This is a genomic window from Microbacterium sp. CGR1, assembly GCF_001266755.1.
GTDB lineage: Bacteria > Actinomycetota > Actinomycetes > Actinomycetales > Microbacteriaceae > Microbacterium.
This window is the reverse complement of the sequence record NZ_CP012299.1, coordinates 2,746,739-2,763,386: the sequence shown is the minus strand read 5'-3', so window position 1 is coordinate 2,763,386 and position 16,648 is coordinate 2,746,739. Positions and strand designations below refer to the sequence as shown.

Annotated in this window: 15 protein-coding genes; 9 read left to right on the top strand and 6 right to left on the bottom strand. The window is 68.5% G+C overall.

The window, feature by feature from the left end:
* Window positions 1–23 precede the first annotated feature (23 nt).
* The 6 genes from AKG07_RS13390 to AKG07_RS13365 all read left to right on the top strand — a co-directional run bounded on the left by AKG07_RS13390 (window position 24) and on the right by AKG07_RS13365 (window position 4,704).
* Complete coding sequence (locus AKG07_RS13390; RefSeq protein WP_053098375.1) at window positions 24–755, top strand: SGNH/GDSL hydrolase family protein; 732 nt, start codon at window positions 24–26, stop codon at window positions 753–755.
* 99 nt (window positions 756–854) lie between these two features.
* Window positions 855–2,219, top strand: a complete 1,365-nt coding sequence (locus AKG07_RS13385; RefSeq protein ID WP_082297941.1) for a threonine/serine exporter family protein — start codon at window positions 855–857, stop codon at window positions 2,217–2,219.
* Window positions 2,220–2,425: 206 nt separating this feature from the next.
* Window positions 2,426–2,785, top strand: a complete 360-nt coding sequence (locus tag AKG07_RS13380; RefSeq protein WP_053098373.1) for a PadR family transcriptional regulator — start codon at window positions 2,426–2,428, stop codon at window positions 2,783–2,785.
* Between the two features lies 1 nt (window position 2,786).
* Window positions 2,787–3,158, top strand: coding sequence for a DUF1048 domain-containing protein (locus AKG07_RS13375; protein ID WP_053098372.1), 372 nt, complete (start codon window positions 2,787–2,789; stop codon window positions 3,156–3,158).
* The gene (locus tag AKG07_RS13370; RefSeq protein ID WP_053098371.1) at window positions 3,155–3,940 is read left to right on the top strand and encodes an ABC transporter ATP-binding protein; all 786 of its coding nucleotides are present in this window, start codon (window positions 3,155–3,157) and stop codon (window positions 3,938–3,940) included. The genes AKG07_RS13375 and AKG07_RS13370 overlap by 4 nt, the downstream gene beginning before the upstream one ends.
* Window positions 3,937–4,704 (top strand): ABC transporter permease, encoded by a 768-nt coding sequence (locus tag AKG07_RS13365; RefSeq protein ID WP_053098370.1) that lies wholly within the window; start codon window positions 3,937–3,939, stop codon window positions 4,702–4,704. Before AKG07_RS13370 ends, AKG07_RS13365 begins: the two co-directional genes overlap by 4 nt.
* A 248-nt stretch (window positions 4,705–4,952) precedes the next feature.
* On the opposite strand, the gene AKG07_RS13360 is transcribed toward AKG07_RS13365, so the two are convergent.
* From AKG07_RS13360 to AKG07_RS13335, 6 genes are all read right to left on the bottom strand, one after another.
* A complete protein-coding gene (locus tag AKG07_RS13360) occupies window positions 4,953–6,425 on the bottom strand; it encodes a lipase maturation factor family protein (RefSeq protein ID WP_053099333.1) in 1,473 nt (490 codons plus the stop codon).
* A gap of 190 nt (window positions 6,426–6,615) precedes the next feature.
* The gene (locus AKG07_RS13355) at window positions 6,616–8,916 is read right to left on the bottom strand and encodes a GEVED domain-containing protein (protein WP_150115134.1); all 2,301 of its coding nucleotides are present in this window, start codon (window positions 8,914–8,916) and stop codon (window positions 6,616–6,618) included.
* Window positions 8,917–9,204: 288 nt separating this feature from the next.
* Window positions 9,205–10,122 carry a glycine betaine ABC transporter substrate-binding protein gene (locus tag AKG07_RS13350; RefSeq protein ID WP_053098368.1) on the bottom strand — a complete coding sequence of 306 codons (918 nt, stop codon included), beginning with the start codon at window positions 10,120–10,122 and terminating at the stop codon, window positions 9,205–9,207.
* Window positions 10,123–10,198: 76 nt separating this feature from the next.
* Entirely contained in the window at window positions 10,199–11,227 is a 1,029-nt protein-coding gene (locus AKG07_RS13345; RefSeq protein ID WP_053099332.1) for an ABC transporter permease, read from the bottom strand.
* Window positions 11,227–12,531 (bottom strand): quaternary amine ABC transporter ATP-binding protein, encoded by a 1,305-nt coding sequence (locus AKG07_RS13340; protein WP_053098367.1) that lies wholly within the window; start codon window positions 12,529–12,531, stop codon window positions 11,227–11,229. The genes AKG07_RS13345 and AKG07_RS13340 overlap by 1 nt, the downstream gene beginning before the upstream one ends.
* Before the next feature lie 433 nt (window positions 12,532–12,964).
* Entirely contained in the window at window positions 12,965–14,086 is a 1,122-nt protein-coding gene (locus AKG07_RS13335; RefSeq protein ID WP_053098366.1) for a class I SAM-dependent methyltransferase, read from the bottom strand.
* Window positions 14,087–14,147: 61 nt separating this feature from the next.
* Between AKG07_RS13335 and AKG07_RS13330 the strand changes: the two genes are divergently transcribed.
* The 3 genes from AKG07_RS13330 to AKG07_RS13320 are packed head-to-tail and all read left to right on the top strand — an operon-like array spanning window position 14,148 to window position 16,581.
* Window positions 14,148–14,804, top strand: coding sequence for a TetR/AcrR family transcriptional regulator (locus tag AKG07_RS13330; protein WP_082298066.1), 657 nt, complete (start codon window positions 14,148–14,150; stop codon window positions 14,802–14,804).
* On the top strand, window positions 14,801–15,784 hold the full coding sequence (locus tag AKG07_RS13325) for an ABC transporter ATP-binding protein (RefSeq protein WP_053098364.1): 984 nt from the start codon (window positions 14,801–14,803) through the stop codon (window positions 15,782–15,784). Before AKG07_RS13330 ends, AKG07_RS13325 begins: the two co-directional genes overlap by 4 nt.
* Window positions 15,781–16,581 (top strand): ABC transporter permease subunit, encoded by an 801-nt coding sequence (locus AKG07_RS13320; protein ID WP_053098363.1) that lies wholly within the window; start codon window positions 15,781–15,783, stop codon window positions 16,579–16,581. The genes AKG07_RS13325 and AKG07_RS13320 overlap by 4 nt, the downstream gene beginning before the upstream one ends.
* Window positions 16,582–16,648: the final 67 nt, after the last annotated feature.

Here is a 16,648-nt window from a genome sequence, read left to right as displayed (position 1 = left end):
TCGCCGCCGCTAGGCTCTAGGGCGTGCCGAATGCTGACTCCCCCGCCTCCGCCGCATCCGACCTCCGCCGCATCGCGGCCTCCCTCGCCGGAGCCGAGCCGCTGAACTGGGTCATCACCGGAGACTCGATCACGCACGGGCTGCTGCACACGCAGGGCGGGCGCAGCTACTCCGAACATCTGCACGAGCTGATCCGCGGCGAGCTCGGGCGCACCCGTGATGTCGTCATCAACAGCGCCATCAGCGGGCACCGCATCACCGACATCCTGAACGACTGGGACCGTCGTGTCGCATCGTGGCACCCCGACGTCGTGACGCTGATGATCGGCACGAACGACCTGGCGACCGGCCCCGGCCAGGTCACCGTCGAACCCGGCGACTTCGCCGCGTCACTGCGCGAGTTCGTGTCGCGCGTCCGTGCCACCGGCGCCGTCGTCGTGCTGCAGACCCCACCCGCGATCGACATCGTGAACGCCCCCGGTCGCGAGAGGATCGCCGAGTTCGCGGATGCCGTGCGCACCGTCGCGGCATCCGAGGACGTGATCCTCGTCGACCAGCACGCGCGCTTCACCGAGCTGGGCAACGGCGGTGTTCCGTGGGGGCTGATGGGCGACCCGTTCCATCCGAACGCCGCCGGTCACGCCGCGCTGGCTCTCGAACTCGCGAACGCCCTCGACATCTGCCCGCAGCCCGACGCCGATCGCACCCTGCCGCTGCTCGAGGCGCAGGTCGCGATGGCGCGCCTGAACGGCTGATCGCGGCGGTCGCCCCGCCCGGGTGAGATCACCCCCCCCCGCGGCGCCCCGAACCCCAATACGCTGAGCGCATTCGCAGACGACAGCGGGGGTGGCGACGTGTCTCATGTGGTGGCGACGGGCGCAGGCAAGGCCATGATGGAGCGTCGGAACGATCCGACGCACGACTACATCCTCGGGCTCACCCGCAAGGAGAGACCTCGAGTGCTGTTCGTCGGCACGGCGACGGGCGATGACGCGGCATACATCGTGAGCTTCTACGCGACGTACGACTCGGACCGCTGCGCACCGCATCATCTGCCCCTCTTCCACCGATCGGTCGACGACCTCGCCGACGAGGGATCGCGAGTCGCGATCCGGTCGGCGACCAACGCCTCGTTCCGCTTCGACCAGATCGCGGCCCTGTACGAGTTGATCGCGCAGGCGCGCACCGCCTCGGTGTCGCCGCTCGACGGCATCCGTCGCCTGAACGAGATCGGGGCGATGCGTCCACGGCTGGGCTGGGTCACCCGCACGTTCGGGCATGCCGTGCTGACGACCGGCTTGGCGCTGCTGCTCGCCCCCACCTGGCAGGGCGCGATCGTCGCCTTCGTACTGGGTGCGGGCATCGGGCTGCTCAAGCTCGTGCGCTCGCCCACCCTGCAGCTCGTGATGCCGATCGCCGCGGCGTTCGTGTGCGCCGCCGCGGTGTTCCTGCTCGCCGAGGTCATCGAGATCGGCGATCCGATCCGGCTGCTCATCGCCCCGCTGGTCACCTTCCTGCCCGGAGGCGTGCTGACGACCGCGACCGTCGAGCTCGCGGCGGGGCAGATGATCTCGGGCGCCTCGCGTCTGATCTACGGCTTCGTGCAGCTCGCCCTGCTGGCATTCGGCATCCTGGCGGCAGGCACCGTCGTGGGTGTCGAATCGCGCTCCTACGAGGCGCTCGAAGCGGCATCCTTCCTACCGTGGTGGGTCGCGCTGATCGGCATCCTGGTGTTCGCGCTCGGCAACTATCTGCACTTCTCGGCCCCCACCTCGACATTCGGGTGGGTGCTGCTGGCGCTCGTCGTGGCGTACATCGGACAGTGGGTCGGCACCGCGCTGCTCGGCGCGACCCTGGGCGGATTCGTCGGGGCCGTGGCGATGGCACTCGTGGTGTTCTGGATCGCCTCGCTGCGCCGCGGTGTCCCGGCGCAGATCACGTTCCTTCCCGCGTTCTGGCTGCTCGTCCCGGGCGCTGCGGGACTCGTCGGACTCACCGAGGCCGTCGCCACCGACAGCGGCCTCGCCGACTTCATGGCGGCGCTGCTGTCGATCATGTCGATCGCGCTCGGAGTGCTCATCGGCACCGCGCTGTATCGGGTGGTGCACCACGGGGCCGAGGAGATCGTGCAGTTCGCCGTCGCTCCGCCCACGGTGGTGTCCGAGGCGCCGCGGCGGTTGCTCGACCGGCTGCTGCCCTGGCGGCGCGCTCGCGACTGAGCCGCGCTCGCGACTGAGCCCGGCCGCGGATCGCTCAGCCACCCGGGCGGCAGCAGCCCGCGCAGCACGAAGCGCGACCGTCAACGCGGCCACCGGGCGGCTTCCGAGAAAGTTCAGTATTCGGTGTTGCTAAGTACCGGTACTCAGTGTTACTTTGTACCGGTACCCAGCAACACTGAGTACCGAACCAACGAAAGGAGGCTCTCATGGGCAAGCAGATGACCGAGATGCTCAAGGGCACACTCGAGGGCATCGTCCTGGCACTCCTCGCCGAGCAGCCGGCTTACGGCTACGAGATCACCAGCCGCGTGCGCGACCACGGATTCACCGACATCGCCGAGGGCACGATCTACGCACTGCTGGTGCGCGTCGAGCAGAAGAAGCTCGTCGACGTCGAGAAGGTGCCGAGCGAGAAGGGACCGCCCCGCAAGGTGTACTCCCTGAACGCCGCAGGCACGCAGGAGCTCGAGGAGTTCTGGAAGACGTGGAGCTTCCTCTCCGAGCACATCGAACAGCTGAACACGAACAGCACGAACAGCACGAACACGAACAACAAGGAGAACTGACATGGCCGCCAAGTGGATCGAAGCGCTCACCGGATCGCTCGAGCAGAAGAAGCAGTACCGCGATGCGAAGAAGCGCATCGACGCCCTCCCCGAGCCGTATCGCACGGTCGCCAACGCCCAGCACCGCTACACGATGTACTACGGGGGCATCACCGACGGCGACATCCTCGTGCAGATCTTCCTCGACCTCGCCGATCTGTGGGAGCGCGCCGCCATAGACGGCACCCCGATCGACGACATCGTCGGCGACGACCCCGTCTCGTTCGCCGAGACCTACGCCGAGGCGTACGGCGGAACCCACTGGATCGACAAGGAGCGCGCCCGCCTCGTCACGGCGGTCGACGACGCGAAGAAGAAGGAGTCACGATCATGAACGCACCAGCGATCGCCGTTCGCGGCATCGAGAAGTCCTACAAGGACCTCCACGTGCTGCGAGGCGTCGACTTCGAGGTCGAGAAAGGGACGATCTTCGCCCTCCTCGGCTCGAACGGCGCCGGCAAGACGACGATGGTCCGCATCCTCTCGACGCTGCTGAAGTCGGATGCCGGCGCAGCCACCGTGCAGGGGATCGACGTGGCCGCCGACCCCCTCGGCGTCCGTCAGCGCATCAGCCTCACCGGTCAGTTCGCCGCAGTGGACGAGATCCTCACTGGACGCGAGAACCTCGTGCTCGTCGCCCAGCTGCGCCACCTGCACTACCCCGGAACGGTGGCCGACGAACTGCTCGCGACGTTCCGGCTGACGGATGCCGGGGGCCGCAAGGTCGGCACCTACTCCGGCGGTATGCGCCGCCGACTCGACATCGCGATGAGCCTCGTCGGGAATCCCGAGGTGATCTACCTCGACGAGCCGACCACCGGTCTCGACCCCGAGGCCCGCATCGAGGTGTGGGACGTGGTGAAGAAGCTCGCGAACACCGGCACCACCGTGCTGCTCACCACGCAGTACCTCGATGAGGCCGAGCAGCTGGCCGACCGCATCGCGATCCTGCACGAGGGTCGGATCATCGCCAACGGCACCCTCGCCGACCTCAAGCGGCTGCTGCCCGCGGCGAAGGTCGAGTACGTCGAGAAGCAGCCCACCCTCGAGGAGATCTTCCTCACTCTCATCGGACCGAAGTCGGGTTCGACCACCGGAAAGGAGAACGCAGCATGAGCACGCACTTCGCCGCCGATACGGCGACACTCACCGGCCGCTCGATGCGGCACATCTTCCGCAGCCCCGACACGATCATCACGACGGCGGTCACCCCGATCGCCCTGATGCTGCTGTTCGTCTACGTCTTCGGCGGGGCTCTGCAGACGAGCACCGGAGTCGACAACTACGTGAACTACCTGCTTCCGGGCATCCTGCTGATCGCGATCGCGTCCGGCATCGCCTACACGGCGTTCCGGCTCTTCACCGACATGCAGAGCGGCATCTTCGAGCGCTTCCACTCCATGCCGATCGCCCGATCGAGCGTGCTGTGGGCGCACGTGCTCACATCACTCACCGCGAACGCCATCACCCTCGCGATCATCTTCGCGGTCGGGTTCGTGATGGGATTCCGCACCGGGGCGAGCGTCTGGGCCTGGCTCGCCGTCATCGGCATCCTGATGCTGTTCACCCTGGCGCTCACGTGGCTCGCGATCATCGCGGGGCTCAACGCCAAGACGGTCGACGGGGCGAGCGCGTTCTCGTATCCGCTGATCTTCCTGCCGTTCATCAGCTCGGCCTTCGTGCCGACCGACACGATGCCGGGTCCGGTGCAGTGGTTCGCCGAGAACCAGCCGGTCACCTCGATCGTCGACACCATCCAGGCGCTGTTCGCCGAGCAGCCGGTCGGCACCGACATCTGGGTCGCTCTCGCCTGGTGCGTCGGCATCCTGGTCGTCGCCTACGTGTTCGCGATCATCTCGTACCGCAAGAAGGTCAGTTGAACGTCTGCAGTGAGACGGAACGCTCCGTCCGGGCCCCGCGCCCGGCCGGGGCGTTTCGCCGCGCTCGGCGTCGGCTTCTTCTGCGCACTCCCGCGCCCCTCGTGCACTCACTCCCGCACCCTCGTGCACTCATGCGGGAGGAGATCTGCGATTCGGAGGGTGAGTCTCGGCAATGTGCCCTCCCGATCGCAGATCTCCTCCGGAACGATGGTGGGGGATGCCTGGCGCCGGACGCCGGATGCCGCGGCCTACCGCAGCCCGAGGGGGCCGAGCACGACGGACTGGCGCGTGCGCACCCACACCCCGGCGCCGTCGCGCCGTTCGGCCCGCGTCGCGAAGCGGTAGCGGTATGACACGGCGCGCACCCACCGCGGCGGCTCACCGTCGAACGGGTCGGACCGCAGCAGAGCGAGCGTCGGAGCATCGGCCTCGAGCAGTCGCAGCAGGAAGACCGTGAACCAGTCGTCGAGCGAACGGCCGAGCGGCAGGAACCACATCAGCCAGTCGAGGCGCAGGTGGTACGGCGCGAACTGCCCCGGGATGCGTCGCACATCGCCCGGCTTTCCCTTGAACTCGTACTCGCGCCACAGCAGACCGTCGTCGTCGACCGATCCCTCGACGACGATCTCGACCCGCTGCTTCGTGACCGTGCCGAACGCTCCGTAGGAGTTGCCGATCTGCCACCGGTTGAAGCTCGCGTTCATCAGCTGCCGCCGCGCGAACAGGTTGCGCAGGGCGGGCCCACTCAGCGCCACGACGAGCACGCCCACGGCCGCCGTGAGCACGAACCAGTACAGCGGGATGCCGGGCCACAGCGTGTCGTCCATCGCATCGTCGCGCGGTGCCGCGCCCACCCCCGGCAGTCCGATCGCCGAGAAGGCGATCACGATCGTCACCCAGTTCAGCCAGGCGAAGTTGCCTGTCGCGACGAGCCACACCTGGGTCGCGATCATGATCGTCGCGGCCACCGCCCCGACGATCTGGGGCACGGGACCGGGAATCCAGACCGACAGCAGCGGAGCGAACACGAAGAAGGGCACGACGAGCTGCGCGACGTGGTTGCCGACGACCTCGGCGCGATGGAACCACCGTGGCAGCAGATGGGCCTGCCTGCTGAGCGGCCCCGGCATGGGCTGCGTCTCGTGGTGGTACATCAGCGCCGTGAGGTCACGCCACTCCCGCCCGCCGCGGATCTTGATCATGCCGGCACCGAACTCGACACGGAACAGCAGCCACCAGAACAGCACGATCACGACGGTCGGCGGAGGCTGATCGTTCGAACCGAGGAAGGCGGCCAGGAACCCCGCCTCGAGCAGCAGCATCTCCCAGCCGAACGAGTAGAAGGTCTGACCGATGCTGACCACCGACATGTATCCGAGCCACAGCGCGAGGAAGCACAGCATCGGCACCCACGGCGGACCCCACTGCGGGATGCCGACGACCAGCGCCGCGGACACGACGATCCCTGCCCCGCACAGCAGTCCGAGCCTGCGGTCGGAGTACCGGACACGGAGGAAGAGGGTCGGATGCAGCATCCGCCGCCGTGACTCCTTCTGCCCGATCCAGTCGAGCAGCGCCGGTGCCGGCAGCAGCCCGTGCTCGCCGAGCAGCGGTCGGAACTGGTTCAGGGTCGAGATGAACGCGACGAGATAGAGCGCCGCGACGCCCCGTTGCAGGACCTCGCGGGCGAACCCGAAGTCGACCGCCGCGAACCCGTCCACGGCCACAGGCTAACCCCGGGTGCGACAGGTCGAAGAGGGGGTTGCGCGTGCCGGGTGGCGCCGTGTCGGGAGTCGCCGTGTCGGGAGACGACCAGCGATCGGGAGGAGAACGGCGATCGGGAGGAGGATCCACCGGGGACCCCCCTCCCGAGTGCAGATCTCCTCCCGATCGCAGACGACTCGACCCGGGTCAGCTGACGGCGTCGAGCACTTCCTCGCGACGCCCACGCCGTGCGCGACGGATCTCCAGCGCGACCACGCCCGCGATCGCGAGCGCGATCAGCAGACCTCCGGTGAGCGTGAAGCCGTGCGTCCCCGTTCCGCCCGCGGCCGGCAGCTCGAACACCGGCACGTCCCGCACCGACACCGTGCTGCCGGCGAGGGTGACCTGCGGACTCGACTGCCCGTCGGCGATCGACAGCACACCGGCCGCCGACACGATGATCTTCACCGGCTCGGCGAGGAGTGAGAACCCTTCCGGAGCCGTCGTCTCTTCGAGCCAGTACGTGCCAGGGCGCAGGCCAGCGGCGGTGAACAGCCCGACCTCGGCCCCGGCGATCAGCCCGGGAGTCACCGGCGCACCGGGAACCCCCGCGGCGTCGGCGAGCAGCCGGAAGCCCGACCCGTCCATCCGCACCCAGTCGCCGTTGACGTCTTCGCCGAGCTTCTCGACGATGAGCGAGGCCAGCACCTCACGCGTGGTCGCGTGGGCCGGATCGGTGTCCGTGACCCGAGCCCCGCCCGACGCCGGCTGCCCTGAGGCGGTCGCCGTGTTCTTGTGCAGCACGCCGCCCGTGGTCGGGGCGGGGTAGGTCGCGGTGAACACGGCCGACTCCCCCGGATCGAGCGTGCCGTCCCACGCGCCGACGGGAAGGATCGAGGCGGCCGCGATGACGTCATCCGCGAGCTGCACGGCGGTCAGCACGACATTGCCCGTGTTCGTGACCCGGAACTCGAACCTCATCGCCGATCCGGCGTCGACGGCGACTCCCGGCGCGGTGTTCGCGTCGTCGCCGTTCACGAGCTTGACGACCTCGATCGCGGGTGCCGCCGCGGCGAGGGTGAGGATGTAGTCCTCGACCTCACCGGACTGCGAGATGCCTCGCGGGTCAGCCACTTCCGCAGCGGTGAACGACGTGCGCAGACGCAGGTACGTGTCACCCACGACGGCCGTGCCCGGCACCGTCCACGAGAGGTTCACCGAGGTCGCACCGGCGAGGAAGGCGGCCTGCACCCGCTCGGTCGCATCGAAGATGCCGTTCTTGTTGAAGTCGATCCATCCGGCGACCGTGCCGGGCGACGTGGTGCCCGACAGCGGGATCGGCAACGAGTACGCGGTGCCGCGGATCGCGCGCGGAGCCCGGATGCCGTCGGCGATCGCGTCATCCGTGTCGAGCGAGGCTCCTGCACCGGCGTTCGGCGAGAGCGTCGGCTTGGCCGTCGCGTCGGCATCCGATGTGATGCCCGCACCGAGGCGCAGCGGCCCCTGGACGTGCACGGCGGCCTGAGCGGCGTCGTAGCTGCTCGGCGCGTCGCCCATGTCCTCGTGCAGACGGATCGAGAGTCGGATCAGGTCGCCGAGGCTCTTGCCCGGGTCGTAGGTGTTGTACCCGTTCGCCCAGCCACCCGCCGCCGGCGCCCGCTGGATGTGCGTGCCGAGATTCATGGTGACCGTCTGGAAGGTGCCCTTCAGCACGACGGAGCCGCAGCCGGCGAGCGCGGTGCTGGTCATCGTCCGCCCAGCCAGCTCGGCCGCAGTGGGGAGCATGGTGTTGCACCGCGAGCTGCTCGTCTTCGTCGCAGCGGTGAGCGTGGTGGGCGTGACGCTGAGGTTCTGCGCGCCGGCGATCGGAGCGAAGGTCACTCCGGGTGTCACGATGTCCATCTGCATGGCGATCCAGCCCGCGGCTGTGCGGTCACCATCGGCATCCGTCTTCATCGTGAATCCGTTGCCGGTGATGATCTCACAGAACGTGTCGGCTGTAGTGCGCTCCTCCACGCACTGGGCGTAGCCGCCGAGACCGGAGATGTCGATGATCGGATCCGTGACCGCGCGGCTGAATGCCACCGTGAGGGTGCCGTTCTTGTTCGCGCAGTAGCCGGAGAAGTCCAGGCCGTCGCACATGCCGGCGCCCGCCTCGAGTCCTACCGTCGGCGTGGTCGCGACGTCCAGGCCGGGCGCGAACATCGCGTTGGTCGCGCCGTATCCGTTGTGCGGCGTGGTCGCCAGGAACTGCACGCCGGCCGAGCCCGACTTCGTGGTCGCCGGGTTCACCGTCAGTGTGGCCGTGACTCCGCCGCGGTAGTTCATGGTCGCGCTCGTCGCGGTGCGCGTCGTGCTCAGCGCTTCCTCGATGGCCTCTGCCGGCTGCTGCGTCATCGGCAGCCCGCCGGCGAGCAGGATCGCGCCCATGAGCGCGACTCCGAGGATCGTTCGGAGGCGACGGCGCCCTCGGGGTACGCGTGCGGATGCCGGTGCGGGTGCTGTCATGAGGTCCTCGAATCACAGGGACATCTCGCAGGAGTTCCGGGATCCGAGCAACGGACCGATGCGCATGGCAATCAGCCCCGGCGAAGCATGTCTGGGGTGTCGTCGATCTTTCGACGGCACTCACAAGACGTGGGGCTCGCGACATCGTGACGGGGGTGCATGGCCGCTGTTTCGGTACATCAATACACCCGCCCAGACACAGCGATGGGCGGAGGATCCGTGACAGATCCTCCGCCCATCGGAGGGGAGTCCACCCGCGTGAGGACGGACTCGTTCCCGTGAGTCAGGTCAGCTGACGACCCAGTCGAACTGGTCGCCGTTCTCCTCGAGCCACGCGTCGATGGCATCCGCTTCCTTGCCCTCGCCGTACTCGTTCACGACCATGTCCTCGAGCGAACCGTACTGCTCGTCGTCGAGCTTGATCTGCTCGATCAGCTCGGCGGCCTCGGGGAACTCCTCCGCGAAGCCCTTCGTGCCGAGGAAGTGCAGGGCCTCGGACTCGCCCATCGCACCCTTGGGGTCTTCGAGGTCCTTCACGGGGAAGGCGTCGTTGGCCCAGAACGGACGCCACAGCGTCACGACGATGTCCTCCTGCTTGTCGGTCGCCGACTTCAGCTCGGTGAGCATCGCCGCGGTCGACGAGGTGACGAGCTCGTACTCGCCGTCGAGACCGTACTCCGGCATCATCTTCTGGGTCTGCGCGGTGAGGCCGGCACCCGGCTCGATGCCGTAGATCTTGCCGTCGAGCTCTGCGCCCTTACCCGCGAGGTCCTCGATCGAGTTCAGGTCGGAGTACTCCGGAACCGCGAGGGTCAGCTTCGCGTTGTCGTAGTACGCGCCGAGGTCCTCGATGTCGTCGCCGTACGTCTCCATGTACTCGGCGTGGGTCAGCTCGGGCCAGGCCGACGGGTACATGTCGACATCGCCCTGCGCCAGGCCGGTGTACAGCGGACCCGCCTCGGTCAGCGTCTTCATCTCGACCGTGTAGCCGATCTTCTCGAGCTGGTCCTGCAGCAGGTATGCGGTGCTGAGTCCGTCGGTCCACGAGGGCAGGAACCCGAGGGTGATCGTGCCCTTGTCGCCCGAACCGGACTCGCTGCCGCCGGTGTCTCCGCCGGTTCCGCCCATGCCGTCACCGCTGCAGCCGGCGAGGGTCAGTGTCGCTGCGGCGCCGATCGCCGCGATGGTCAGGATCTTCTTCTTCATGTGTATGTCTCTCGTTCCGTATATATAGGTGCTGTGTTGCTGTGTACTGCGTGTTCTCTTGTGCGGAAGGGATGAGTCAGTGCACGCCGCCGCCGACAGGGGCGCGGCGCGGGGAGGCCTTCAGTCGCTCGACCTCGGCGTCGGCATCCTCTGCGTCGGCTGCCTCGGCCGATGCGGGAGCGGATGCCGTCGCCGTCGTCTCCGCCTCGGCGGATGCGGCATCGAGACGCTTCTGCGTGCGGCGACGCGCCAGCATCCCGAGCAGCGACGAGCGGTTGCTGCCCAGGTCGCCGAGGGCCGCGGTGACGCGGTCGAGGAAGACGGCGATGAGCACGACGCCCAGACCGGCTTCGACGCCCTTGGCGATGTTGATGGTCGAGATCGCCTCGACGACGATCTTCCCGAGGCCGTCGGCGCCCGCCATACCGGCGATGACCGCCATCGATAGCGCGAGCATGATGACCTGGTTGACCCCGGCGAGGATCGTCGGCATCGCGAGCGGGAGCTGGATGCCGCGCAGGATCTGACCCGGCTTGGCGCCGAACGCCTGACCGGCCTCGACGGTCTCGGAGTCGACTCCGCGGATGCCGAGCTCGGTCAGTCGCACACCCGGAGGCAGCGCGAAGATGACGGTGGCGACGAGACCGGGCACGACGCCGATGCTGAAGAACACGATCGCCGGGATCAGGTAGACGAACGCCGGCATCGTCTGCATGAAGTCGAGCACGGGCTTGAGCACCGCGCGCACGGTGGCGTTGCGGGCCGACCAGATGCCCAGCGGCACCGCGATCAGCACGGCGATCACCGCGGCGACGAGCACGAGGGCGAGGGTCTGCATCGCGGGGACCCAGAGGCCCATGGCCACGATCAGACCGAACGAGACGATCGTCCCGATCGCGAGCTGCCACGAGCGCACGAGCCACGCGATGAACGCCGCGATCAGGATGATGACCACGAAATGCGGGCTCAGCAGGGCGCGGGTGAGGCCGTCGACCAGGAAGCTGACCACGAACGAGATGACGTCGAGCAGACCGTCGAGGTTCGTCTTGATCCAGTCGACTCCCGTTGCGACCCAGCTGCCGAGAGGAATGCGGAAACCATCCATCAGCGCACCTCCTCCGTCGTCGTCGCGACCGGCAGCGGCTCGGCCGTCCATCCGTCATCGAGCACGGCGTCGATCTCGGCCTGCGGCATCGGAAGAAGCGGCAGGGTGAGCTCGCCCGTGGCACCGGGGCCGGGGCCCAGGGCTGCGAGCAGGGTGATGCGTGGGATCACGCCGACGAGGCGCCCCTCGGCATCCACCACGGCCAGAGGCAGCGGCGATTCGACGGAGGGGATGAACAGGTTCATCAGCACCTCGTCCTTGCTGACGCTCTGCGGCGCCGGCTTGATGATGGAGTCGAGGGTCGACACCCCCTGGCGCACGAGCTTGACGGCATCGCGGTCGGTGACGATTCCCAGCAGCTTGCGGTCGCGACCGGTCACGTAGGTCGCCGACATGAACGCATCGCGCATCTGGCGAAGCGCCGTCCGGGGGCCGGCGGTCTCGGCGACGACCGGGCGCGGGCGCTCCATGACGTTCGCGGCGGTGAGCACGCGAGCGCGGTCGACGTCCTGCACGAACTGCTCGACGTAGTCGTTGGCGGGGTCCGTGAGGATGTCCTCGGGCGTGCCGATCTGCACGATGCGACCGTCGCGCATGACAGCGATGCGGTCGCCGAGGAACATGGCCTCGTTGAGGTCGTGGGTGATGAAGACGATCGTCTTCTGCAGCTTCTCCTGCAGTTCGAGGAGCTGCTCCTGCATCTCGCGACGGATCAGCGGGTCGAGGGCGCTGAACGCCTCGTCCATGAGCAGGATGTCGGAGTCGGCGGCGAGCGCACGGGCGATGCCGACGCGCTGCTGCATGCCGCCCGAGAGCTCGGACGGGAGCTTGTCGGCCTGGCCTTCGAGACCCACCAGGGTGAGGATCTCCTCGGCCTTCTTCAGTCGCTCGTCCTTGCCGACGCCCTTGAGCTCGAGCGGATAGGCGACGTTCGCGGCGACCGTGCGGTGCGGCAGCAGGGCGAAGTGCTGGAACACCATCGAGACGCGGTCGCGGCGGATCTCGCGGAGTCGTGACGACGGGATGCCCGTGATCGGGTCGCCGTTCACGATGACGGATCCGTCGGTCACATCGTGCAGGCCGTTGAGCATGCGGATGATGGTGGACTTGCCGGAACCGGAGAGCCCCATGATCACGAAGATCTCGCCGCGGTTCACGGTGAAACTGGCGTCGATGACGGCGGCGGTTCCTGCGTCGCCGACGGCGGATCTGCTCTCACCGGCCTTGAGTCGACGGACGGCACTGCTCGGATTCTTCCCGAACACCTTGTACAGGTTGCGCGCTTCAAGAGCGATTTCGGACACGTTTCCCCTGCGGCTCGCCTTCGGGTGGCTGAGCCTGCTTCGGTTACGCCCGGGTGATCCTCCCGGCCGTTTCGAGTTGGAGCTGTGGCGGCGCGGACGGCGGATTTCGGATCCACCGCGATAGAGCATCGACCGTACGTCCACGCCTCTTCGCAGCACAGCACATTCGAAAGAAGGACGTGGTCGCGGACTGGTCTTCGGGCCGTCAGGCCCACCAACCAACGTAACGAAATGGCCGGTCAGGGGCAAATCCACGATCCCTAGTGCCGTTCAGTTTCGTCGGCTGACCGGGGGATTGCGCGGGTTTCGGACGCGGTCGCGGCGCGGTTCTGGTCGGCGATTTCGGTCGGCCGTTCGCGCCTGCGTCGGCCCGATCCCGAGCATTCGGCCGCGGGAAGTGCGTGTGACCGAACGACGCCCAGTCGGCGACGGATCAGCGCCGGATGCTGCGCGTGACCGTGAACTTCGGGGTGCGCGCGAGCTGCTCGGTCGCCCCGACGAGCCGGGTCAGTTCGGCGCGGTACCCGAGCGACGAGTTGAAGACCGTGAAGAGCTCTCCGCCGGGGCGGAGGATGCGGGCGGCGGCCTCGAACAGTCGGGTCGCTGCCCCGGTGTGCACGCTGCTGCCGAGGTGGAAGGGCGGATTGAGCAGCACGACGTCGACAGTCGCGTCGGCGATCTCCGAGCCGGCGTCGTCGTGCATGACGGTGACTCGATCGTCGACGCCGTTCGCGACCATCGTGGCGCGGGCCGAGGCGACGGCCGCCGCAGATCGGTCGGTGGCGATCACGCGGGATTCCGGGTGCGCGAGGGCGTAGGAGGCCGCGAGCGCGCCGGTCCCGCAGCCCAGGTCGACGACGATCGGAGCCGGGCTCGGCTGTTCATCGAGACCGAGCACCTCGAGCAGAACCCGCGTGCCGATGTCGAGTTTCGCCCCCGCGAACGCGCCGCCGTGCGCGACGAGCACGAGCCCGTCATGCCGCTCCGCGACCGGGAACGGCGGCTCAGCGGGGGCCGGCCGCGGCTCGGACGCGACCACCAGCCGCGACTTCCGCTCGGCGCGCTGCGCCTGCACCGTCTCGAAGCTCCGCGCGAGCACCTCGTTCTGCGTGATGGTCATGTGCTTCACGCGCCCGCCGGCGACGAGCACCACATCCGGGGCGGCCCGACGCGCTACGGCATCGGCGATCTCCTCGAGCTCGGCGAGCGCCTTGGGCAGCTGCAGCAGCACGAGCCGCGCGCCGTCGAGCAGAGCGGCGTCGAGCTCGTGAGTGGAGAATCCCGACAGCCCGAGCTCCTCGGCGTTGCGGGCGAGCGCGCGTCGCCCGGTCGCGAGGTCCTGATGCACGCGGATGCCGTCGAGTCCGCCGTCCGTCAGCGCGAGTGTGATCGCCCCGTATTCGTCGCCGATCACCGCGATCTCGCGCCCCGAGAGACCGGAGAACTCCGGCGCCAGCGCGCGCTCGACGAGCAGCAGGTCGGTCGCGTCGTGCGCCTGCAGATTGTCGGCCTCGACGTCGGGCCAGCGGCGCAGGCGGCTGTAGGGGAAGTCCACTCCTCCAGAGTACGAGCGACCCCTCTTGACCGCGGCTGAACATCTGTTTAGTGTGCTGTACATGCGTTCAGCTTCCGACGATCTCACCGCTCGTGCCCGCATCCGCGACACTGCCATCGCCGCTTTCGCGCGCAACGGCTTCGATGCCACCAGCCTTCGCGCGATCGCCACGGAGGCCGGAGTCAGCGCCGCGCTGATCGTGCATCACTTCGGCGACAAGAACGCCCTGCGCACGAAGTGCGACGACTACGTCGTCGGCGTCTTCACCGATGAGGAGCACGACCTCATCACGGCCCCGACCGGCGACCGCATCCGCACCGCGCTGAACGACCTCGGCCGATACGGGCCCTATATCGACTACCTCGCCCGGATGCTGATCGACGGCTCTCCGGCAGCGGATCGGCTGTTCGACAGCTTCCTCGCGAGGACGCGCGATGTGCTCGCCGAGCAGCGCGAGGCGGGGATGCTCGAGCCGATGAGCGACCCCGAGATGACGACGCTGACCCTCACCCTGATCGGCCTGGCGCCGGTCGTGATGCGCGCTCAGATCGCCCGGGCCCTGGGCACTGATCAACTGAGCCCGGCCGGGCTGCGACGCACGACGCTGCCCACACTCGAGCTGCTCACCCACGGCATCTATTCGACGACCGCGCTGCTCGACGGTGCGCGCGAAGCCCTCGGAACAGAGGGTCCCACCCCGGAAGGAGACGCATCATGACCGACACCATCGAGATCGAACGTCTGCACAAGCGCTTCGGCAGCCGCGTCGCGCTGCACGAGCTCGACCTCCGAGTTCGTCCGGGAACCGTGTTCGGGCTCATCGGACCGAACGGCGCGGGCAAGACCACCACGCTCCGCACACTGGTCGACATCATCCGTCCGTCCTCCGGCACAGTGCGCATCCTCGGCGAGGACCCGCGTCACGGCGGTGCCGCTCTGCGGCGGCGCATCGGCTACGTGCCGGGCGAGCTGCACCTCGAGGGGCGCACGAGCGGACACCGGATGCTGGCGTTCTACGCTCAGGTCTCGGGTTCACGGGACTCCGCCGCGACCCTGCGCACCGCACGCGACCTGGGCGACCGTCTCGGCGTCGATCTGTCACGACCGGTGCGCACCCTGTCGAAGGGCAACAAGCAGAAGGTGGGGCTGATCCAGGCGTTCATGCATCGTCCGGAGCTGCTGATCCTCGATGAGCCCACCAGCGGCCTCGATCCCCTCGTGCAGCGCGAGTTCCTGCAGATGGTCCGCGAGGCGAAGGATGCCGGGCAGACCGTGCTGCTGAGCTCGCATGTGCTCAGCGAGATCCAGCAGACCGCCGACGAAGTCGCCGTCCTCGCGAACGGACGGGTCGTCGCCGACGGCGACGTCGCCTCGCTGCGACTGGGCTCGATCCGCCGGGTGCGCGTCGAGCTCGCGACGACGGATGCCGCGGCAGCGCGCGCCGGCTTCGACCGGGTGCCGGGGCTCACCGGCATCGACGCGCACGATGCCGGCGGCATCCTGCAGCTGTCCGGCACGGTCGACGGCGCGATCGACCCGTTCATCAAGGCGCTCGCGCCGTTCGAGGTGCGCGACCTCACCGTCGAGGAACCGGACCTCGAGGAGTCCGTGCTGCGGCTCTACGGCTCCTCTGTCACTCCGGCATCGGCCCGACCCGCGACCCGACGATCGCGGCGCGACAGGGAGGAGCCGCGATGAACGGCATCCTGCCCGTGTTCCGACGCAGCCTGCGCGAGTCCTGGCGAAGCCTGCTCGGATGGACTGCCGGCCTCGCCGCGGTGCTGTTCCTCTATCTGCCGCTGTACCCGAGCCTCGCCGGAGACGGCCAGCTAGAGGCCATGATCTCGTCGCTGCCGAAGGAACTCGTCGGCACCCTCGGGTACGACCAGATCGCGACCGGCGCGGGATACGCGCAGAGCACGTTCTTCGGCCTGATCGGCTTCCTTCTGCTGACGATCGCAGCAGTGACGTGGGGGTCGGCGGCCATCGCCGGCGCGGAGGAGAGCGGACGGGCCGAACTCGACCTCGCGCACGGCATCGGCCGCGGCCGGTATGCGCTGGAGTCGGCCTTCGCCGTGCTCGTGCGACTGCTGTGGCTCGGCGTCTTCTCGGGGCTCGTCCTCTGGGCGTTGAACGACTCGGCCGAACTCGGCCTCGACGGCTGGCGCATCGTCGGAGCGAGCGCCGCGCTCACCGGACTCTCGTTCCTCACGGCATCCGCCGCTCTGCTCGTAGGAGCAGCGACGGGTCGCCGCATCTGGGCGACCGGCGCCGGCGCGGGAATTGCCGTGGTCGGCTACGTCCTGCAGGCCCTCGCGAAGCAGTCCGATGACCTCGAATGGTTGAACGCGCTCTCGCCCTACGCCTGGGTGTACCGTCAGCCGCCCCTCGCCGAGGGCGTGGATGCCGGTGGACTCGCGCTCACCTGGGGCCTGGCCGTGGTCTTCGCCGCAGCTTCGGCCGTCGCGCTGCGCGCCCGGGACCTGCGCGGCTGAGCCGCTTCGCACCGCACCAGCCGTGCGGGGTCACTTCCGCACCGCAACGCGGCCTTTCGGATGCAGA